The sequence below is a fragment of the Dactylosporangium vinaceum genome, assembly GCF_019904175.1.
Lineage (GTDB): Bacteria > Actinomycetota > Actinomycetes > Mycobacteriales > Micromonosporaceae > Dactylosporangium > Dactylosporangium vinaceum.
Map to the genome: position 1 here is coordinate 8943395 of NZ_CP061913.1, position 21641 is coordinate 8965035.

Genomic DNA, 21641 nt, shown 5'->3' on the forward strand with positions numbered 1-21641 from the left:
CGACGGGTGCCGCAGCAGCCAGAGGGTCGCGTCGTCACGTTCCACTCCTTCACCGGCGGCTCCGGGCGCACGATGGCCGCGGCCAACACGGCCTGGATCCTGGCCGCGGCCGGGCTGCGCGTGCTCGTCGCCGACTGGGACCTCGAGTCGCCCGGCCTGCACCGGTACTTCCACCCCTTCCTCGACACCGCCGAGTTCGACAGGTCGGGCGGCGTGACCGACCTCCTGCGCCGCTTCGAGCGCGCCACCGTCGACCCGTTCGCCGTCACCCCGCCGGTCACCGTGCACTGGCCGCACTTCGCCGGCGGCATCGACCTGCTGCCGGCCGGGCGCCAGGACGCCGCCTATGCGGGCGCGCTCGGCGGCCTCGGCGGGCTGGACTGGGACGACTTCTACCGGGCGGGCGGCGGGGAGTTCCTCGACGAGCTGCGCCGGCACATGACCGGCCGCTACGACTACACCCTGATCGACAGCCCGGCCGGCGTCGGCGACCTGGCCCAGATCTGCCTCGCGCACCTCGCCGACGACGTCCTGGCCTGCTTCACCCTCAGCGCCAAGAGCATCGAGGGCGCGGCCCGGGCCGCCGCGGCCACCCGCGAGGCCGAGCACCCGCCGCGCGTGCTGCCGGTGCCGATGCGGGTCGACCCGGCCGACCGGGCCCGGGCCGAGGCGGGGCGGCGGGCGGCCCGCGAGCGGCTGGCCGGCCTGCCCGCGGGGCTGGGCGCCGACGAGGCCGAGGCGTACTGGCGCGACGTCCAGGTGCCGTACCAGTCCGCGTACGCCTACGAGGAGGTGCTGGCCGCGCTGAGCGACCTGCCGGGGCAGCCGGACTCGCTGCTGTCGGCCTACGAGCGGCTGGCCTGGTACCTCACCGACGGCGCCGTGAAGGGGCTCACGCCGGCCGACGAGGGGGTGCGCTACCGGGCGGCCGCGCAGTACCTGCGGCTCACCACGGCCCGCGAGGACCGGGTCCTGCTGCGGCACAGCCCCGAGGACCGGGTGTGGGCCGAGTGGATCGCCGAGACGCTCGCCGCGGCCAAGGTGCACGTGATCGTCGAGTCCGGCGCGCCGGCCGTCGGGGCGCCCCGGGAGATGATCGTCATCTCGGCCGGGCCGGGGGCGGCCGAGGCCCAGCGCCGCTTCGCCGGGCGTGCGGCCGGGCGCCCGCCGCTGGCCGTCTACACCGACACCGTCGCCGCGCTGCCGGCCTTCCCCGAGCACGCCGCGGCCCGCCTGGCCGGGCTGGGCGAGCCCGAGGCGGCCCGGGCCCTGCTCCGGCTGGTGGGCCGGGAGGAGGAGCCCCGGCGCACCGGCGCCCTGCGCTACCCGGGGCTGGAGCCGGCCTGCTTCCACGCGCCCCCGCGCCCCGCGGCCTTCACCGGGCGCCAGGCCGACCTCGACCGGCTCCGCGACCGGCTGCGCCCCGACGAGCACGGCAGCCCGCGGCCGGGGCCGGTCGTCCTGCACGGCCTGGGCGGGGCGGGCAAGTCGGCGATCGCCGCCGAGTACGTCCACCGCTTCCGGGCCGCCTACGACCTCGTCTGGTGGCTTGACTGCGCCGCGCTGGACAACGGCCTGGCCGAGCTGGCCCGGGCGCTCGGCGTCGGGCCCGGCGCCGTGCTCGGAGCCCTGCGCCGCGGCGAGCCGCACCGGCGCTGGCTGATCGTGCTCGACGACGCCGAGGACTACGAGCAGGTGCGGCGGGTGCTCCCGCAGGGCGGCGGCCAGGCCATCATCACCTCCCGCAACCTGTCCTGGGGCGGCGGCTTCGCCTCGGTGCCGGTCTCGGTCTACGGGCGCGACGAGAGCATCGTGTACCTGCGCCGCCACCTCCCCGGGATCACCACCACCGAGGCGGACGCGGTGGCCGAGGCGCTCGGCGACCTCCCCCTGGCGGTCGCGGCGGCGGCGGAGGCGCTGCGGGCCCCGGGCGCGTCGGTCGCCGGCTACCTCGCCGAGCTCGACCGGCCGCAGTTCACCATGCCGGCCGTCGAGGGCGCGTTCGACAGGTCCCTGGCGCGCCTGCGGGCCCAGTCGCCGGGCGCGCACCGGCTCCTGCAGCTGTTCTCCGTGCTCGCCCCGGACACGGCGACCGGGGTCGTGTACAGCGACGCGATGGCCGAGGTCCTGAAGCCCTACGACGAGTCCGTCGCCGACCGCGTGATGCCGGCCGCGCTGGTGCAGCAGATCAGCCGGCTCGGGCTGCTGCGCCCCGACCTGCCCGGCGGCCGCATCCACATGCACCCGCTGCTGCAGCGGATCGTCCGGGAGCGGATGACCCCCGAGGACCGGCGCGAGGCCCGCCACCAGGTCCACCTGGTGCTGGCCGGGCTGAGCCGCGGGCACGACGTCGACGACCCGCGCTCCTGGCCGCAGTACGAGCTGATCTGGCCCCACCTCGACGCCTCGGCCGCCGCCGGGTGCCGCAACGAGGCCGTCCGCGGCCTGGTCGTGGACCGGGTGAGGCGGCTGCGCCACGCCGGCGACACTGCCCGTGGCGAGCGCCTCGCGCGGCAGGTCGAGGCCGAGTGGGCCGGGACCGCCCACGAGCGGCAGCGGCTGCAGCTGGCGGGCGTGCGGGCCGGCATCCTGCGCGACCAGGGCCGCTACACCGAAGCGCTCGAGCTCGACCGGGAGGTCGCCCGGGAGCAGGAGCGGCTGCTCGACCGGCACCATCCGGCCACCCTGGCCACCCGGGACCGCCTCGCCGCCGACCTGCGGGCGCTGGGGCATTACACCGAGGCCCTGCACCTGGCCCGGCGCACCTACCGCGCCTGGTCGCGGGTGGTCGGGGCCGAGCACGCCCGCACCCTCAACGCGCTCAACGGCCTCGCCACCGCCTACCGGGCGGCCGGGCACTACCGGGCGGCCCGCCGCTGCGACGAGCGGGTCCGCACGTTCCGGCCGTTCCCGGGGCCGGACCGCGACCCGGCGGTCCTGCGGGCGGCCGCGAACATGGGCCGGGACCTGCGCGACGCCGGGCTCTACGCGGAGTCGGCGGCCCTGCTGCGGGAGCTCGAACCGGCCTGCGCGGCCGCCTTCGGCGACGGGTCCCGGGCCGCGCTGAAGGTGCGCACCAGCCTCGCCGTGTCGCTGCGCCTCGACGGCCGGGCGGCGGAGTCGGCACCGCTGCTGGAGCACGCCTACGAGCAGTTCGCCGACGCGGGCGGGCCGGCCGGGCCGGAGACCCTGGCCTGCCGGCACAGCTGGGGGCTGACACTGCTGGCCACCGGGCCCGTCGAGCGGGCCCGGGCCGAGCTCACCGGCGTCGCCGACCGCTACCGCGACCAGCTCGGCCCGGCCCATCCGCGCACGGTCATCGTCCGGGCCAACCTGGCCCTCGTCGACCGCGACCCCGAGCCGGCGGCCCGGGCCGCGGCCGATCTCGCGGCGGTGCTGGCGGCCAACCACCCGCACGCGCTGATCGCCGCGCGCAACGCCGCCCTCCTGGCCGGCGGGCCCACGGCCGACCTGGAGCAGCGGCTGCGCCGGGCCCTCGGGGAGGGCCACCCGCTCATCGCTGTCAGCGACCCGACATCTATCGATCCCTACTGACTGTCACACCTCGGCCAGCCACTGGATGATCCGCGGCATCACCCGCAGCGCGCCGAAGTGGGCGGCCCCGTGCTCGACCTCCAGCTGGGCGTGCGGGATGTTGTCGGCCAGCCAGCGGGTGTGGCTGACCGGCGCGAACCGGTCGTCGCTGCCGTGCCACAGCCGCACCGGCGCCACGATCCCGTCCAGCCGGAAGCCCCAGTCGCCCCGCAGCGCGAGCAGGTCGTCGATCCAGCCGTAGGGCCCGTCGCCGAGCGCCGCCGCGTAGGTGCGCAGCAGCAGCCGCTCGATCGCCACGTCGTCGACCACCCGCAGGTCGGCCGCCGGCATCTCCTCGCGCAGCAGGCGCAGCAGGTGGGCCGGGTCGTCGCGGACCCGGTTGGCCCGCAGTCGCAGCTGCTCGGCGATCAGGTCCTCGTCGAGCGCGGCCGCGCGCCAGGAGCGCTGGTTGGAGGGGACCATGTCGCCGTACCAGTCGAGCCCCACCGCATCCGCCGGAGCCAGGCTGACCAGGGCGGCCGCCCGGGTGACCCGGTCCGGCAGCAGCGCCGCGCAGGCCAGCGCGTGCGGCCCCCCGCCCGAGCGGCCCAGGACCGCGAACGTGTCGAGCCCCAGCGCGTCGGCGAGCGCTCCCACATCGGCGGCGGCCTCGGCGACCGTGCGGCCCGCGTGCCGGCTCGACCCCCCGTAGCCGGGTCGGCAGTAGGCGATCAGTCGCACGCCCAGGCGGTACAGGATCGAATGTCTCGGCTTCGGTCCGTCGCCGCTGCCCGGCGTCCCGTGATGCAGGAACACCGGGCGCCCCTCCGGCTTGCCGGAGTCCTCGTAGGCGATCGAGCGGCCGCTGCCCAGGTCGAGAAACTTGAACACGGACCGCCTCCTTCGGCGTGACGCGCCGTCGCGGAAGCGTCCAGGATACCGAGCGGGAATGAGCTTGGAAGGATTCGCTGGACAACGCTTGACCGCGACCCCACCATTGGTGCACGTGGGCCCGCCGACGCGCCAGCTGATCGTGAAGATTCACAGCCGATGCAACCTGAGCTGCGACTACTGCTACATGTACGAGAGCATCGACCAGAGCTGGCGAACCCGGCCCACGACGATGAGCCCGGCCACGATCACCGCGGTCGCCGCGCGCATCCGCGAGCACGCCCGCGTCCACGACCTGCGTGACCTGCAGGTCGTGCTGCACGGCGGCGAGCCGCTGCTGGCCGGTCACGCCGGGCTGGAGGCGGCGCTGGCCGAGATCCGGGCCGCGTTCCCGGCCGCCCGGTTCGCGATGCAGACCAACGGCATCCTCATCGACGAGCGGTTCCTGGAGCTGTTCCACCGCTACGGGGTCCGGGTCGGGGTGAGCGTCGACGGCGACCGGGCGGCCACCGACAGGCACCGCCGCTACGCCAACGGCCGCGGCTCCTACGACCGGATCGCGGCCGGGATCGAGCTGCTCATGCGGCCGGAGAACGCACCCGTCTACGGCGGGCTGCTGTGCACCATCGACGTCCGCAACGACCCCGGCGCGGTGTTCGACGGCCTGCTCGCGTTCCGCCCCCCGCGGGTCGACCTGCTGCTGCCGCACGGCAACTGGACCACCCCGCCCCCGGACCACGAGCGGCCCGGCGCGTACGGCGAGTGGCTGATCGCGGTCTTCGAGCGCTGGTACGGCCGGCGCCCCGAGCCGACCCGCATCCGGATCTTCGAGTCGATCATCGCCCGGCTGTTCGGCCTGCCGAGCGGGACGGAGTCGATAGGCGGCGACGAGCCAGGCATCGTCACGATCGAGACCGACGGCACCTACGAGCAGTCCGACGCGCTGAAGACGACAGCCGAAGGCGGCCCGGCCACCGGCCTCGACGTCACCGCCCACAGCCTCGACGACGTCCTCGAGCACCTCGCCGTGGCCGCGCCGTACCTGCTCTCGGCGCAGTGCCGGGCCTGCCCCGTCGTGGCCGTGTGCGGCGGCGGCCTGCGGGCCCACCGGTTCCGTGCGGACAACGGCTTCGACAACCCGTCCGTGTACTGCACGGACCTGTTCGCGCTCATCAGCCACATCGGCCGCCGGGTGCGGGCCGATCTCATCCAGGCGGCGGCGGTCGACAGGTGACGACACAACGGTTGCCACAGGAAGCCTTCGCGGGCATCGCCTCCGGTTACGGCGACGCGGCGGCGATGGCGGTGCTGGCGGCGGGCCAGCTGGCCAAGCGAAAAGCCCTGATCGCCATGGTACTGCGGGCAGCGCACCCGACACCGCTCGCCGAGCCGCTGCGCGCCGCGACCGAGCTGATCACCCGGGCCGAGGAGCTCGCCGAGCCCGCCGTGGCCGGCATCCTCGCCCTCCCCCACCTCGACGCCTGGGCCACCCTGTGCCTGCACCGCCTGGCCGACGGCGCCGCCGACGCGGACCTGCTCGAGCACCTCAACGGCTACGCGGCCGCGGCGGCGATCGCGGCCGGGCTCGACTTCGAGCTCGTGCTGCCGACGGTCGACGGTGCTGCCACCATCCCGGGTCTGGGCAGCGCCGCGGGGCTGGGGCCGGGGCCGGCCCGCGTCGTGAGCCGGGGCGGCACGGTCAGCGTCACCGGCGCCGGCGGCACCGCCGTCGAGCCGGGCGGCCCCGGCTGGCGGCCCCGCCGCAGCGCGCCCCTGCCGGGCTGGACGCTCGCCATTGAGGACCTGGACCCGTACCGCAACTGCTACCAGTGGCAGCCGCTGACGTACCTGAGCGAGGCCCGCGCCCGGCACTTCGAGAAGCTGCTGGCCGACGCGTGGCAGCTCATCGAGGCCGACCACCCGCGCCACGCCGAGGGCATCCGGCACAGCATCAGCGCCGTCGTCCCCCTGGCGACGCCGGACAACGGCACCATGATCAGCGCCGCGTCCCGCCACGCGGCCGGCGCGATCGCGGTGTCCATCCCGGACACCGCGGCCGAACTGGCGCTGTTGCTGATTCACGAGTACATGCACGCCAAGCTCGGCGCCCTGCTCGACCTGGTCGACCTGCACGACCGGCCGCGCACCGGCTCGCCCGGCTTCCATGCGCCGTGGCGGCTCGATCCCCGCCCGACCGGCGCCCTGCTCCAGGGCGTCTACGCACACACCGGGGTCACCGACTACTGGCGGATGCGCCGGCACAGTCCGGATGCCGACACGCGCCGGGCCTCCGCGCAGTTCGCATACTGGCGGGCGATGAATCGGGTGGCCATCGAGGCCCTGATCGGCAGCGGTGAATTGACCGAAGCCGGCGCCCAATTCAGTGCGATCCTGCGCGCCACGCTCGAGCGCTGGGATGCCGAGCGGATCGCGCCCGACATCGCCGCCCGGACGCAATTGTTCGTTGCGGCCCAAACGACCCGCTGGCTGCTCATCAATGCACATGCACGTGCGGACGAGATCGAAAAACTGCTGCGTTTCCTGCGTTTCGGCACGCCTCCTGGCTCGTTGGCCGAACGGGGCACCATCGCCGCCGGCCCGACCCGCGGCCCGGCCGACGCCCCCGGCCTGCTCGCCGAGCTCCATCAATGGCTCGACGGGCACACCGAACCGGTCGGATCGAATGGCCCTGACCCGCTGACACCTGGAGTTATGCTCCTCAACGACGACCTCGCCGGTGCCGAGCGCGCGTGCCTGGCCCGGCTCGACGCCGACGCCGCGGACGACGACGCCTGGATCGGCCTGGCGGTCGCCCGCACCCGCGCGGCCGACCGCGACGGCCACCGCGACCTGGTCACCCGGCTGCTCACGACCAGGCCGGAGTTACTGCGCGCCGCCGTTTCCGCCGCGCAACGCGAAGGAAATACAATCGCCGCTTCTGAGCTCGTAAAACGCAGATAACAAGTCGGGGTGGACAGCAGTCCCCGGCCCCGATTGCTGTGCCATACTTCTGCCGTGGTTTGTGCTTGCACACAGCTTGTGCTGTGCCGACGGTGTCGTCACCCGCTGCATCCGTAGGACCCTCGGAAGGTCACCCGGGCTCAGTGAAGCACCGCACCCTGACCCTAGGCCAGCCTTAATGGGGTCTTGCCCGCGCCGCGGACCATGGCAACCACGCTCTCTCCCAACACACCCATAGGTGGAAGCATGCACAAGCCAGGCGCTGTCGCCGTGGCCGAGGACCCCAGCGAGGGGTTACTCGATCTTGCGGCGGTCCGGTTGCGGACACTGCTGACCGAGCCCGACGAGGCGACCGCCTCCACGCTCGACAGCGTGATGAAACGACTGTTCGACCCGCGTGAGCGCGATCTGCTCACGGTGTCGGCGTTTGGTTCCGCACTGTAGAACTTCACAACGGCTTCAGTACGGCGAAAGGGCCGGGGCGAGTTGCTCGCTCCGGCCCTTCGCCTGGGCCGCGGCCTACGTGGGCGGCGGGGAGATGTCGCAGTTGAGGCGGCGGCCCTCCTCCATGGCCAGGGTGTTGGGGTGGTTCTCCCCCAGCCGGCGGCGGCTGCGGTCGAGCGTCACCGCGAGCAGCTCGTCGGCGCCGGCCGTGTCGCCGGTGATGCGGCGGCTGTCGACCAGGTTGGCCGCGGCGGCGAGGGTGTCCGGGTTGTCGACGCCCAAAATCCGCTCGAGGGCCGCCTTCACGCTCTCGTCGATCGCGCGGGCTCCGGCGGGGTCGCCGTCGTCGACGAGCGCGTTGGCCAGGTTGATCCGGCTCGACAGCGTGTAGGGGTGCTCGGGGCCCAGCGCCCGCTCGAACAGCTCGGTCGCCTGCTCGGACAGCGCCTTGGCCGCCTTCGCCGCACCGCCGAGCCGAACGAAGATGGCCAGGTTGTTCAGCGCGGCCAGGCGGAACGGGTGCCGCTCGTCGTACAGACTCTCGTAGCCCGCCAGCACCTGCCGGGCGATGCGCTCGGCCGCGTCGCCGTTGCCGAGCGCCGACTCCTCGAACGCGGCGTTCATGAGACACGACAGCGTGTCCGGATGCTCCTCGCCGTGCAGGTCCCGATACCGCTGCAGCGTTTCCCCGGTCAGCTGCCGGGCGCCCCGGATGTCGCCGAGCTTGCGCAGCGTCACCGCCATGTTCTTGGCCGCGCGCAGCGTCGCCGGAGCCGACTCGCCGACAAGCGACCGATACGTCTGCAGGGTCTTCTCCAGCAGCTCCTTGGACTCGTCGAAGCGCCCGATGGCCCGCAGGTCGTGGGCGTAGTTGTTGGCGGCCAGCAGCGTGTAGAGGTGCCGTTCCCCGAACACCCGGCGCCGGCGGCTGAGGGTGTCCTCGTCATAGTTCGCGGCGCCGTTGAAGTCGCCGACGAGCCGCAGCGACACCGCGACGTTGTTGGCGGCCAGCAGCGTGCGGTCGTGGTCCTCGCCGAAGGTGCGCTGGGCCCGCTCGTAGGTCTCCTCGGCCAGGACCCGGGCCTCCTCGAACCGGCCCAGGGCGCGCAGGTCCGCGGCCACGCCGCCGGCGGTCATGACGATGTAGGGGTCGTCCTCCTCCTCCACCGTCTCCTTGAGCCGCTCCAGGGCCCGCTGGTCGATGTCGAGGGCCCGGTCGAACATGGCCTGGGAGCGCAGCGCGTTGCCGAGGTGGAAGTCCAGCAGCAGCGTGACCTGGTCCTCGCCGATGCGCGGGTCGCCCCGCCACAGCTGCACGGTCTCCTCGGCCAGCTCCTGGCTGCTGGAGAAGTCGCCGCGGGACCACAGGTAGCGCACCACGTCGACCACGAACAGCCGCACCTGCATGTCGGAGGAGTGGTTGGCCCGGGAGCCGCGCACGTGGGGCAGGAGGCGGGCGTAGGCGGGCCAGCTCGCGACCTCGTCGGGGTCGGCCCGCTCCGCGGTGGCCAGGACCTGGTAGACGTGCTTGCGGTTCTCCTCCCGCTCCGCGGGCGTCAGGCTGTCCTGGATGACCGCCTGCACCAGGCGGTGGATCTGCATGATCGTCTGGCCGGAGTCGACGGAGGCCAGGGCGTATCGGCCGATCTGGCGGATCAGCCGGCCCTGGCGGATCGGGTCGTGCAGCGCCGGGTCGTACTCCAGCAGCGGAGCAGTGAACCGCGGCGTGTACAGCAGCCGGGTCGGGATCGGCTCGGGCGCGAAGAACGCGCAGATCTCCAGCAGCTTCGCCGCCGCCGGGGACTGCTTGCGCAGCTGCTCCAGCGACAGCTGCCAGGTGGCGGCGGTCGAGCGGTCGTAGCCGACCGGCGGGTTCTCGTCGAGGATGCGCAGCGGCTGGGTGTCGAGCAGCTCGAGGTAGCGGGTCACCGGCATGCCGGTCTCCGAGAGCCAGGCCGCGGCCTGCTCGATGGCCAGGGGCAGGTCGCCGAGGCGGTTGGCGACGGCGTCCGCGTCGGTCACGGCCAGGCCCTGCACCCGCCGGGTCAGGAAGGTGATGCTCTCCGACCGGCTGAACGTCGTGATCTCCACGACCGTGGCGTCCTGCGTCCACTCCTGGTTGCGGGAGGTCAGCAGGACGTGGCCGGGGCCCTGGGGAATGAACTCGCGGATCGTCTCCGGGTCGCCGACGTTGTCGAAGATGAGCAGCCACCGGCCGGGGCGGCCCTGGCGCAGGGCGTCGCGGACCATCCGGACGCTCTCGCCGAGGGTGTCCGCCTCCTGCAGGCGCAGTTCCCGGGCCAGCTCGCCAAGGGCCGAGCGGACCTGGGAGACCTGCTCGGCGGAGATCCACCAAACCAGGTCGTAGTCGGCCGCGAACCGGTACGCGTATTCGATCGCCACCTGCGTCTTGCCGACGCCGCCGAGGCCGTAGAGGGCCTGCGGCACCACCACCGTCACGCTCGCGGACAGCCGGTCGCGCAGCTGCTCGAGGGTGTCGCGGCGGCCAGTGAAGCCCGGGTTGCGCTGCGGGACGTTCCAGATCGGCGGCAGCACCCCCGGGAAGCGCGGGCCGGTCTCCTCCAGCGGCGCGCCGGTCGGCGAGTGCTGGGGCACGCCCAGGGCGATCAGCAGCGCCTCGTGGGCCCGGTCGCGGGGCTGGTTGGCCAGCTCGGCCGGGAGCCGCTCGGTGAACGGCGGGCTGAGCCGGGTGCTGTCGAGGCGGATCGGCACGACCGCGGGCGTCCCGGCCGAGCTGCGGCTGTCCAGCAGCGCCCACAGCTGGGCGGCCTGCGGCGATGACACGTAGTCCTTGGACAGCAGGACAAGCGTCCGCCCGACGGTGGCCAGGCGCCGCTCCAGCTCGCCGGTGAAGTGCGGGCCGGCGACCGAGTCGATGTCCAGCAGGGTGACCCGCATGTCGACGTCGACCAGGCGCTGCTGAATCCACTCGGCCCACATCCGGTCGACGGCCGCGTAGCTGATGAGCACGTCGGAGGCGCTGCTGGGCCGGGGCCGCTCGAACTTCTGCAGCCAGCGCCGCCGCTCCGACTCGTCGATGGCGGGCATCTCGCGGACCTGGCCCTGCGTCAGTACCCCCACCAGCCGTTCGAAGGCGGCCAGCAGCGAGGTCTCCAGGCGGGGCCGTTCGGCGAAGGTGGCCAGGATCTCCTCGTAGGCGAAGTACGGCTTGTACGGCACCTCGACGTCGCCCCAGTAGCGGTTGGCCTCATCCGGGCTGGCGTGCTCCAGGAACGGCCGGAACCGCCGCCGGGCGTGGTCGCGGCCGATCTCCAGCTTCACCTGCTCGGCGTCCTCGACCCGCATCAGCACCGGGAGGAAGCGCAGGGGCCGGCCGCGGCGCTGGTGGCGGATCGACTCGCTGACCGCGACCGCCCCGTCGACGCTCTGGATGCTCAGCGTGAAGCAGTTGACGACGACGTCGGGCAGCAGGACCGTGCACACGCCGGCCGCGTCGCTCAGGCCGGTGCGGCTGTCGACGAGGATGTAGTCGTAGTGCTGGCGCATGTTGCGGGCCAGGGCCTCGATGAACGCCGCGCCGGGCAGCCGGTCGTAGAACTTCGGCCAGTCGAACGTGCTCACCGCGGCCGCGTAGGAGCGGGTCTGGCGGCCGGACGGGAGCAGGTCGACGCCGCCCTTGCCGGGGAAGCGCCACTCGAGGGAGACGGCGTGGTCGAGCACCTGCGCGGCGGCGTCGATCCAGCCGAGGTCGTCGTCGCGGTCGGGCTGCAGCGCGGCGGTGACGAAGCCGGTGAGCATCTCGATGACGCCCGGGGAGTTGCGCAGCTCCTTGTCGAGCAGGAACGGGTGGAAGTAGCGGTGCAGGCCCGGCGACTCCAGGTCCCAGTCGACGACGAGCACCCGGTGGCCGTTGCTGGCCAGGATCCAGGCCACGTTCGCGAGGGTCATCGTGCGGCCGGAGCCGCCCTTGTACGAGTAGAAGGTCACGATCTGCCCGGGCGCCGGCGGCGCCTGCTCTGTCACGGTCATCGTGGCCTCCTACGGTCCTTCGAGGATGGGGCGCGGGGCGTAGTCGCCGGGGGGCGGGCGGCGGTAGACGCGGCCGTCGGCCACGAGCCGGTTGCGGGCCTCGGCCAGCACCACCGCGAGGTCCGCCTCGAACGACGGCCAGGTGAGCACGCTGCGGCGCAGCATCACCTCGTCGAGGCGGCGCTCGTTGTTGCCGAGCGTGGCGTGCATGAGGTCGGCCAGGCGGGCGCGGTGGGCCTGGGTCTGCGGGTCGGCCGCGCTCATCACGACAAGCATCGCGGAGACGTGGTCGCGGTGGTGGTCGTACTCCAGCAACCGCTCGCGGTGGGCGGCGACGTCCGCGCTCCACGGGTCGACGAGCAGCACCACGATGTGGTTGAACTGCTGGGCCACCTTCACCCGGTCGGCGAGCCGGTCGACACCGGTGAACATCGACTCGAAGCCGTACTCCGAGGCGACCTTCTGGGCGTACTCCCGCAGCGGCTGCGGCTGCGCGGGGCCGAACGGCGCCCACTCCAAGGGGTCGGCGCCGTAATAGCCGTCGTCGCGGTTGATCGCCTCGGCCTCGGCCCGGGTCGGCGCGGCCACCACGAAGTGGATCATCTGGCCGGTGCCGAACCGGGCCGGGATCAGCTCGCCGGTGTCGTCGGGCCCCGGCACCGGGCCGTGGAACGCGCTCTCGAGGCGGTCGAAGTCCAGGTCGAGCGAGCCGAGCGGCGGCGGTGGCGTGCGGGCCGCGGCGACGATGTGCTCGGTGACCGTCGACAGGAAGTCGATGTACGCGTCGTGCATCCGCTGTAATCGCAGCAGCTGGCGCAGCCCGCGCCGGCGGTAGTCGTCCTCGGGGACGTCGAGGTCGTAGTGCACGGCCTGGGCGACCGGCGGCAGTTCCCGCGGCGGCAGCCAGACGATCGGGATCAGGCCCGGGATGCGGTTGGCCTCGTCGGCCACGGCGCCGTTGGAGCGCTGCTCGAACAGCTTCCACTCCTTGCCGCAGGGGCGGCTGAGGAAGTACGCCGGAGAATAGAGCGCGAGAAACGTCGAGCATTCGGCTATCGCGTTGACGAGGGCCTGCGGCCAGAGCTGTCCCGGCTCGATATTGTGATTGTCGAGGAATCCGACCTCGACGTCGTGGCCGACGCCGGCGTGCACGCGAACCTCGCTGCAGAGGTCGTTGTAGAAACGCCTTACGAACAGATCGTCCGGACCGCGGGCGTAGCTGAGGAAAAAGTAGAGCACACAGCCTCCGCGGACATACTGAATCCGACCCCCTGGAGTGTCAGTATATAGATCAACATGCACGGAAACACCCCCGCCGATCGGGTGACCGGCGGGGGTTGCCGAGAATTTGACCTAACCGGCGAGCCGTTCCGGCCACGTCGCCGGATCGCGCCCGTCGCCCTGCCAGGTCAGGCCGGTCGCGATCGCCTGCTGCTCGTCGACGTTGTCGCCGAAACTGTGCACGGCGGCGTAGACGCCGTCCACCTCGGCCGCGTGCACGTAGTACTTCGCCGGCCCGGGCGGATCGAGGGAAAGGCTCGAGATGGGGACCACCGGCCGGAACGACTCCAGCTGCACGATCACCTGCTCCCGGCCGGCGCCGACCTCGATCACCGAGCGCAGCACCCGCGACGGCCGCCCGGCGGTGTCGCGGAAGTCGTAGCCGGTGAGCGTGACCGAGCACCCGGTGATCCCGGTCCCGGGCGGGCGATACCCGAGGCGGATCGGCGACGCACAGCGCCGGGCGGTGTCCAGCCGCAGGAAGCCGGGGATGCGGGCCACGGCGTCGAGGTCGGTGCGGGTGCCGTCGACCATGACCAGGTACACCTGCGCCCACAGGTTGCCGGCGGGCTGCCAGCGCAGCGAATACACGCCGTCGCCCGCGAAGCCCTCGGCCGGGCGGCCGCCGATCTGCCGCGGCTCCTTGCGCACGCCGGCCCAGCCGAGCCCGGCCCGCTCCGCGAAGAACCCGTCCAGCCGCGCCGGGTCGTGGGCCAGGCCGACGCTGGTCCGCGACCCGTCCGGGCCGATCAGCTCGAGGCTCTCCAGGCCGCCGCCGGTCCGCCAGACCGCGGCGCCGGTGCTGTCCGGGCCGGTGTCCAGCGTGAAGTGCAGGACCCCGGGATCGGTGCCGACGGCGGCGGCCCCGGTCGGCGCGCCGATCGCGGCCGGCAGGTCCGGCACCGGGCCCCAGCCGGGCGCGCCGCCGTCGAGCGCCGGTGGGAAGTCGTCGGCCGGCGGGGGCGGCCCAGCCGGCATGATGCCCGGCCCCTCCCCCGGCAGCAGCGCCAGGGCCATGACGGCGGCCAGCGCGGTCGCGGTGATGCCGCGCGCCCCGTGGACCAGGACCCGCCGGCGGCGGCCCTGGCGCTGCGCGCCGTGCGCGAGGGCGTCGGTGTCCACGGGGGCGGCGGCTCGGGTACCGAAGACGTCCCGAAGCTCGTCCTCCAGGCTGTCGATCATCGCGTGGTCTCCGTTTCGGGGCGTGGGGTCCGGACCCGCAGCGCGGCCAGGGCGCGCTGGGCGTTGGTGCGCACGGTGATCGGGGAGCAGTCGAGGATCTCGGCGATGGTCTGGTCGTCGAGATCCTCGTAGTAGCGCAGGACGAGCACCGTGCGCTGCTTCAGCGGCAGCCGGACGACGAGCCGCCACAGCCGGTCGCGCTCGACGATCTCCGTGCCGATGTCCCGGTCGCCGGCCCCCTCGGGCAGCTCGGCCACGGCCAGCTCCCCGTTGGCCCGCTTGCGCCACCAGGAGGCGTTGGCGTTGACGAGCATGCGCCGCACGTACACGTCGGGCCGGTCGGCCCGCACGATCCGGCGCCACTGCACGAACGCCTTGGCCAGGACGTCCTGCACCAGGTCGTCGGCCCGGTCCTCGTCACCGGTGAGCAGCCGGGCGAAGCGCACGAGCGCGGCGCCCCGGCTGTGCACGAACTCCTCGAACGTCACGTGCCGGCCCCCTCGTCGTCCGTCCACCTACAGACGCCGCGAGGGTCGGCTTTTGTTCTGTTGCTCTTCTACTGGGCTCTTCTACTGGGCCGTTGCGAACGGCACGGTGTCGATGCCCAGCGCCAGGGCGACGGCGCCGAGCGCGGCCGCGCGGGGGGTGAGCGCGCTCTGCACGACCTGCACCGCCTCGGCCGCGGCGGCCAGGGCGGTCTCGGCCAGCCCGCGCTGCAGCGGCTCGCGCAGCAGCTCGGTCGCGGCCCCGAGCTCGTCGCCCAGCAGCACCCGCTGCGGGTTGATGAGGTTGACGAGGTTGCCCAGCGCGTAGCCCAGCTGCGTGCCGGCGTCCATGATGAGCCGCCGGCAGCCGGGGTCGCCGCCGTTGGCGAGCTCGATCAGCCCGCCGAGGTTCTGCAGCTGCGGGTGGCTCTGCCGGGCGTTCGCCAGCAGCGCCCGGCCGCCGACGGCCAGCTCGACGCAGCCGCGGTTGCCGCACCGGCAGACCGCGCCGCGGGCGTCGAGGGTGACGTGCCCGAGCTCGCCCGCGGTGCCGGCCGCGCCCCGGTACAGCCGGCCGTCGAGCACGATGCCGGCGCCGATCCCGGTGGCCAGCTTGATGTACACCAGATCGGTGCAGCCGCGGCCCGCGCCCCACACGTACTCGCCGAGCGCGGCCAGGTTGGCGTCGTTGTCGACCCGCACGGGCAGGCCCAGCCGCGCGTTGAGCTCGTCGGCCGGGCGCAGGTCGGCCCAGCCGGGCAGCATCGGCGGCGACCCGATCCGCCAGTCGCGGGTGATCGGGGCCGGCACGCCGAGCCCGACGCCGACGACGTCGACCCGGGTCGCTCCGACGTCGCCGAGCGCGGCGTCGACGAGTGTCACGGCCAGCTCGAGCGCGTCGGCGGGCCGGTCGTCGATGTCGAAGTCGGTCCGGGCGGCCCGCTCGGCGATGACCGCGTGCCCGAGGTCGGCCACGGCGACCCGCACGTGCCGCCGCCCGATGTCCGCGCCGACCGCGACACCGGCCCGGCGGGTAAGTTGCACGACCGACGCCGGCCGCCCGCCGACCGGACGGGCCGCGGCGCCGACCTTCTCGCTGACGAGCCCGGCCCCGCCGAGGTCGGTGAGGACGGCGGACACGGTCGGCCGCGACAGCCCGCTGAGCGTGACGAGCTCGGCCCGGGTCCGCGGCCCGTAAAGCCGCAAGGTCTCGGCGACCCGCTTGGCGGTCCCGCCGAGATCGCGGCGCCACAGGTCGCGGGGATGCGTCTGCTGCGCCACCACGGCGCGAATCCTTCAGGGCGGTCAATAGTTATGTCAAGGGCTTACCGAACCCCGTCCCCCACAGGCGCCCTTTTGCCCCATGAAAAGGCGCCGCCGGAACCGTGTCGCGGTCCCGGCGGCGCAGCGTGCTGTCGGGTCAGGAGCTCCAGACCTGGAAGGTCGAGAGCTGCCCGGCCGGCCAGCCCGTGTTCGAGGTGAACGTCAGGCGGAAGTACCGCTGGGTGGTGGCCGTGAACGTGATGGTCACGGTGTTGTTGGAGCCCGGGGCGAAGCTGTAGTCGGTGGCCGCCTTCAGCTCCGTGAAGGACGAGCCGTTGGTGCTGCCCTGGACCTGGATGCGCTGCGTGCGGGCGCCCCAGCCGGCGGGGAGCTGCAGGACCACGCGGGACGCGCTCTGGGCCGAGCCGAGGTCGACCTGGACCCACTGCGGGAAGGCGTTGTTCGTGCTCTCCCAGTAGGTGTTCTGGTTGTTGTCGACCACGTTGCCCGACGGGTACACGTCGTTGTGGCTGGACTCGCTCGTCGCCTTGCCCGCGGCCAGGTCGGTCGGGGCACTGCCGGCGCCGGTGCCGCTCAGGGCCACGGTCGTCGGGCTGTTGTTGGCGTTGCTGGTGACGGTGAGCGTGCCGGTGCGCCCGCCCGAAGCGGTCGGGCGGAAGGTGACGCTGACGGAGCACGAGGCGCCGACCGCGATCGAGCCGCAGTTGTTTGTCTGCGCGAAGTCACCCGAGACGCTGACCCCGGAGACCGTGGCCGCCGCGGTGCCGGTGTTGGTGATTGTGACCGACTGGGCCGCGCTTGTGGTGTTGAGCGCCTGCGTGGCGTACGAGAGCGACGCCGGTGAAGCGCTGAGCACCGGGGCGTTCGGCGTGCCGCCGCCGCTGGGGTACACCTCCAGCTCGGACAGCTGCGCGGCCGGCCAGCCCGTGTTGGCGCTGACGTTCACGCGGACGTACCGCACCGAGCTCGCCGGCACCGTGATGGCGACAGTGTTGCCCGAGGCCGGGTTGAACGTGCGGGCGGCCGAGGCGGACAGGGTGCTGAAGTTGGTGCCGTCGGTGCTGCCGGTGACCGACAGCGTCTGCGTGCGGGTCGCCCACGCGGTGTCCGGCGGAAGCTTCAGCGTGACCTTGCCGATGCTCGTCGCGGCGCCGAGGTCGACCTGTACCCACTGCGGGAACGCGTTGTTGGCGCTCTCCCAGTAGGTCGCCGCGTTGCCGTCGGTCACGGTGGCCGGCGTCTGCGTGCCGTTCACCTGGCTGCTGGCGGTCGCGGCCCGGTTCAGCGCGATGTTGGTGTCGGTGCCGATGCCGCTGCCGGAGAGGCTGACGGTCGCCGGGCTGTTGTTGGCGCTGCTCGTGACCGTGAGCGTGCCGGTGCGCGAGCCCGAGGCCGTCGGGGTGAACCTGACGGTCACGGCGCAGGAGGCGCCGACGGCGATGCTGCTGCCGCAGGTGTTGGTCTGGCTGAAGTCGCCCGACGCCGCGATGGCCGAGACGGTGGCGGCGGTGGTGCCGGAGTTGTTCAGCGTGACCGTCTGGGTCGCGGCGGACGTGCCGACGACGGTACCGCCGAAGGTCAGACTGCCCGGGTTGGCGTTGACGATCGGGCCCGGCGCGACACCCGTGCCGGACAGGGGGACCGAGTTGGCGATGCCCGAGGCGGTGATGGACAGCGCGCCCGTGCGGCTGCCCGCGGCCGTGGGCTTGAACGTGACGCTCACGGTGCAGGACGCGCCCGCGGCCAGGCTGCTGCCGCAGGTGGTGGTCTGCGCGAAGTCACCGGTGACGGCGATCGTGCCGATCGGGGCCGACGCCGAGCCGGAGTTGGTCACCGTGACCGCCTGCGAGGCGCTGGTGGAGCCGGTGACGACCGAGCCGAAGCCGAGCGCGCTCGGGCTGATGTTGATGTTCGAGCCGTTGTCGGGCAGGTACGGCGGGAACGTCGGGTTCTGGATGTTGGAGCAGCCCGTGGTGGACAGGCCGCTGTTGCCGCCGCCGTCGGTGAGCGTGAAGCCGACGCCGCAGTTGTAGATCGCGGCCGGGGCCTGGACGCCGGTGGCGGTCGAGTTGCTGATCGTCGCCGAGCCGCCGACCTGCTCCTGGACGGCCCAGGTGCCGGTGTTCTGGATCGTCGCGTTGTTGATCTTCACGTTGGTGATGTTCGAGCCCGAGACGAACTGGATCGCCTCGAACGGGCTCTGCTGGATCAGGATGTTGTCGACGTTCGTCAGGCCGGTCATGCCGCCGTCGCGGGCGTCGAACCACAGCGCGCCCACGCCGAACTGCCAGTTGGGGTCGAGGCTGCCCGAGCGGATGACCGTGTTGCGCAGCACGTCGGTGCGGCCGAGTGTCGTGGAGGCGAAGCGCTGGGCGACGTGGATGCCGCCGCCCTGGGTGAGGCCGGAGTCCACGACCCGGTTGTCGGTCACGAAGTTGTCGTGGCCGCCGTAGATCGCGATGCCGTTGGCCAGGATGGGGTACTGCACCGTGTTGTGGTCGAACGAGTTGTTGGCGTCGGGGTTCTGCTCGGCCCACATCGCCAGGCCGTCGTCGCCGGCGTTGCGCACGTCGGAGTTGGTGACCTTCGAGTTCGTGACGCCGTTGTGGAAGTTGACGCCGTCCGCGGTGAAGTTGCGCAGCCGCAGCCCGCTCATCACCAGGTTGGTGAACGGCCCGTCCATCCAGGCGCCGACCTTGGTGTGCTCGATCCAGACCCGGTCCACGGTGGAGTCGGTGAGCGCGCCGCCGATGCCGTTGACCTGGTCGCCGTCGTTGCGCTCCTGGACGTTGCCGAAGATGGCGAAGTCGGCCAGGTGCACGTTGGTGCTCGGCGTCGGCGCGTAGTTGCCGTAGAAGCCGATGCGGTCACCGGTCGTGCGGGAGCGCCACATGCCGGCGCCCTTGATGGTGATGTTGTTGACCGCGATGTGGCCGAGGACCTTGAACGTGCCCTCGGGGATCCACACGGTGCCGCCGGAGCCGGCCTGGGCGATCGCCGCGTTCAGGGCGGAGGTGGAGTCCTGCACACCCGTCGGGTCGGCGCCCTTGCTGGTGATGGAGACCGAGCCGCTCGGCTGGGCGAGGGCCGGGCCGACGTTCTCGAAGTCGGCGAAGTCGATCGTGTACGACGACGCGGTCGAGTCGGAGTCGACCTGCAGCTTGAACTTGGTGCCGGCCGGGTAGGTCGTCGGGAAGAGCCGGTTGACCTCGTCGTAGAAGTGGTGCGCGTTGCTGCCCGGCTGGTTGGTGAACGGGTAGCCGCCGTAGTACCAGCTGTAGGCGTTGGTCAGCGTGAAGTTGGTGCTGCGGGTGCCGTTGACGTACAGCGAGATCGGCGCCGTGTACACCGAGCCGCTCGCGGTGTCGGGGATGCTGTAGCGAAACACCAGCGAGTTGGTCGCCACCGGCGTGGTGAACTCGACGTACTTGCCCTGGCCCTGCAGCGTGACGGCCTTGCGGTAGGACGCCTCGGCCGGCAGCGTGTTGTAGGCCGCGCTCGGCCCGATGACTGTGCCGTTGGTGGCCGCGTTCTCGGCCTGGACCTGGACGTAGGGCAGTGTCGCGCCGACGCCGCCGGTCGCGGCGGCCAGGGCCGGGGTCGCGACCCAGACGGCCACGCCGGCGGCGGCCAGCGTGGCCGCGGCGACAAGGGCCGCGGTGCGCGCTCTTGGTATGCGCATGGAGTGCCAACTTTCGAGGAGCCCGACGCGGTGGCGGTCGCGGCGGGGCCGGATCGGGGGCGCACCGGTCGGCGGATGGTCGGTGCATCAGGGACCGTAACCCGGCCGACACTCGTGCGCAATATCCAGACACATCTCCGCAAGAGCGTGACGGAACGCCGTCATCCTCCGGGCCGCACAAGCCCGCTTTCATAGGCCAGCACCACTAACTGCACGCGGTCGCGCAGATCGAGTTTGGTGAGGACCCGCCCGACGTGCGTCTTCACCGTGGTCTCGGCGACCCGGAGCCGCTCGCCGATCTCGGCGTTGGAGAGCCCCTCGGCGACGAGCAGCAGCACCTGCCGCTCGCGGTCGGTCAGCCGGTCGAGGCGCACGTCGAAGACCCGGGCCGCGGGGGCCGGCACGACGAACCGGTCGAGCAGGCGCTTGGTGACCCGCGGCGCCACGACCGCGTCGCCGGCCGCGATCACCCGGATCGCCGCGAGCAGGTCGCCCGGCGGCGCGTTCTTCAGCAGGAAGCCGCTGGCCCCGGCCTGGAGCGCGGCGAAGGCGTCCTCGTCGGTGTCGAACGTGGTCAGGACCAGCACCCGAGGGCCGTCGGGCCACGTGGCGATCTCGGCGGTCGCGGCCACCCCGTCCAGCACCGGCATCCGGATGTCCATGACCACCACGTCGGCGGCGAGGCCGCGCAGCAAGCCCAGCGCGACAGCGCCGTCCCCGGCTTCTCCCACGACCGTCATGTCGGGCTGCGCGGACAGGATCATCTTGAACCCGGCCCGGACCAGGTCCTGATCGTCGACGATGCAGACGCGGATCATCCGGACACCGGGATCGTGGCCCGCACCTGCCATCCGCCGCCGTCGACCGGCCCGGCGGCGAACGTCCCCCCGTGCATCGCCACCCGCTCCCGCATCCCGATCAGCCCGTGGCCTTCCGCCCCCGCGACCGATCCCGGGCCGTCGTCGGTGGCGGTGATCGCCAGCGTCCCGTCCGACCGTTCCAGGCGCACCAGCAGCGAGGCCCCGGCCCCGGCGTGACGCAGGGTGTTGGTCATCGACTCCTGCACGATCCGGAACACGGTCAGCTCCTCGGCCGCCCCCAGCTCTCCGGCCGACCCCTCGATCCGCAGGGCCAGCCCCGACTCGGCCAGGTCGGCCAGGCGCGGCCGGCGGCGCTCCTCCACCACCGCTGACGGTCCCCGCAGCACGGCCAGCACCCGCCGCATGTCCGTGAGCGCGGCCCGGCCGGTGGCGGCGATGGTGTCGAGGGCCTGGCGCGCCTCGGCCGGCGAGGTCTGCACGACGTAGGCCGCCCCGTCGGCCTGGACGATCATGACCGACAGGCTGTGGGCGATGACGTCGTGCAGCTCCCGCGCGATGGCGGCCCGCTCGTCGGCCGCCATCAGCCGGGCCAGCTGGTCCCGCTCCTCCTCCAGGGAGGCGATGTAGAGCCGGCGGGTGCGCACCGAGTAGGCGCTGGCCCACACCGTGGCGGTGACCGCGCCGACCACGCTGAACACGGTCCAGAAGCTGCCGGTGTCGCTGCGCCACTCGACGAGGGCCGCGATCAGCACACCGGCGGCCGCCCCGCCTCCGGCGACAATGCCCCAGAGCAGCCTGCGGTGGTACTTCACCACGGAGTACATCGCGATGAGCACACAGACGTCGACCATCCGCACCGCCGGGCGCACCGCCACCTGGACGACCGCCAGGCCGTAGACGGCGGCGGCCACCGGCACCGGGTAGGCCCGCCGCAGCAGCAGGCACAGGGCCATCGCGGTGCCGATGACCAGGATCGGCACCGGGGCCAGGTGCCGCTCGAGGTAGAGCAGCGCCAGGACGCACGCCACCCCCGCCGCGTCGAACAGCCTGGACCTCACGCCGTCC

The 21641-nt window shown here is 73.1% G+C and carries 13 protein-coding genes; 4 read left to right on the forward strand and 9 right to left on the reverse strand.

All coding sequences use genetic code 11. The features are described from left to right. The first annotated feature begins 6 nt into the window (after positions 1-6). A complete protein-coding gene (gene fxsT, locus Dvina_RS40085) occupies positions 7-3555 on the forward strand; it encodes an FxSxx-COOH system tetratricopeptide repeat protein (RefSeq protein ID WP_223095216.1) in 3549 nt (1182 codons plus the stop codon). A gap of 3 nt (positions 3556-3558) precedes the next feature. On the opposite strand, the gene Dvina_RS40090 is transcribed toward fxsT (Dvina_RS40085), so the two are convergent. Then, positions 3559-4425 (reverse strand): alpha/beta fold hydrolase, encoded by an 867-nt coding sequence (locus Dvina_RS40090; RefSeq protein ID WP_223095218.1) that lies wholly within the window; start codon positions 4423-4425, stop codon positions 3559-3561. Between the two features lie 115 nt (positions 4426-4540). Between Dvina_RS40090 and Dvina_RS40095 the strand changes: the two genes are divergently transcribed. The 3 genes from Dvina_RS40095 (at position 4541) to Dvina_RS40105 (ending at position 7830) form a co-directional block, all read left to right on the forward strand. Next, entirely contained in the window at positions 4541-5659 is a 1119-nt protein-coding gene (locus Dvina_RS40095) for an FxsB family cyclophane-forming radical SAM/SPASM peptide maturase (protein ID WP_246655624.1), read from the forward strand. Beyond that, positions 5656-7386: an HEXXH motif domain-containing protein gene (locus Dvina_RS40100; RefSeq protein ID WP_223095220.1), complete on the forward strand. Its 1731-nt coding sequence runs from the start codon at positions 5656-5658 to the stop codon at positions 7384-7386. The genes Dvina_RS40095 and Dvina_RS40100 overlap by 4 nt, the downstream gene beginning before the upstream one ends. 246 nt (positions 7387-7632) lie before the next feature. After that, positions 7633-7830: a hypothetical protein gene (locus tag Dvina_RS40105; RefSeq protein WP_223095222.1), complete on the forward strand. Its 198-nt coding sequence runs from the start codon at positions 7633-7635 to the stop codon at positions 7828-7830. Positions 7831-7905: 75 nt separating this feature from the next. Here the strand turns inward: Dvina_RS40105 and fxsT (Dvina_RS40110) are convergent, their stop codons facing one another. The 8 genes from fxsT (Dvina_RS40110) to Dvina_RS40145 form a co-directional block, all read right to left on the reverse strand. Then, complete coding sequence (gene fxsT, locus Dvina_RS40110) at positions 7906-11841, reverse strand: FxSxx-COOH system tetratricopeptide repeat protein (protein ID WP_223095224.1); 3936 nt, start codon at positions 11839-11841, stop codon at positions 7906-7908. Positions 11842-11850: 9 nt separating this feature from the next. Then, positions 11851-13143: a TIR-like protein FxsC gene (locus Dvina_RS40115; protein ID WP_343217057.1), complete on the reverse strand. Its 1293-nt coding sequence runs from the start codon at positions 13141-13143 to the stop codon at positions 11851-11853. A gap of 51 nt (positions 13144-13194) precedes the next feature. Then, complete coding sequence (locus Dvina_RS40120) at positions 13195-14304, reverse strand: hypothetical protein (RefSeq protein WP_223095227.1); 1110 nt, start codon at positions 14302-14304, stop codon at positions 13195-13197. Then, positions 14301-14792: a SigE family RNA polymerase sigma factor gene (locus Dvina_RS40125; protein ID WP_223095229.1), complete on the reverse strand. Its 492-nt coding sequence runs from the start codon at positions 14790-14792 to the stop codon at positions 14301-14303. Before Dvina_RS40125 ends, Dvina_RS40120 begins: the two co-directional genes overlap by 4 nt. 81 nt (positions 14793-14873) lie before the next feature. Beyond that, complete coding sequence (locus tag Dvina_RS40130; RefSeq protein WP_223095231.1) at positions 14874-16073, reverse strand: ROK family transcriptional regulator; 1200 nt, start codon at positions 16071-16073, stop codon at positions 14874-14876. A 136-nt stretch (positions 16074-16209) separates the two neighbouring features. Continuing rightward, positions 16210-19755, reverse strand: coding sequence for a choice-of-anchor D domain-containing protein (locus Dvina_RS40135; RefSeq protein ID WP_223095233.1), 3546 nt, complete (start codon positions 19753-19755; stop codon positions 16210-16212). Positions 19756-19916: 161 nt separating this feature from the next. Then, complete coding sequence (locus tag Dvina_RS40140) at positions 19917-20573, reverse strand: response regulator (RefSeq protein WP_223095235.1); 657 nt, start codon at positions 20571-20573, stop codon at positions 19917-19919. Next, positions 20570-21634: a sensor histidine kinase gene (locus Dvina_RS40145; RefSeq protein ID WP_223095237.1), complete on the reverse strand. Its 1065-nt coding sequence runs from the start codon at positions 21632-21634 to the stop codon at positions 20570-20572. Before Dvina_RS40145 ends, Dvina_RS40140 begins: the two co-directional genes overlap by 4 nt. Between the last annotated feature and the right edge of the window lie 7 nt (positions 21635-21641).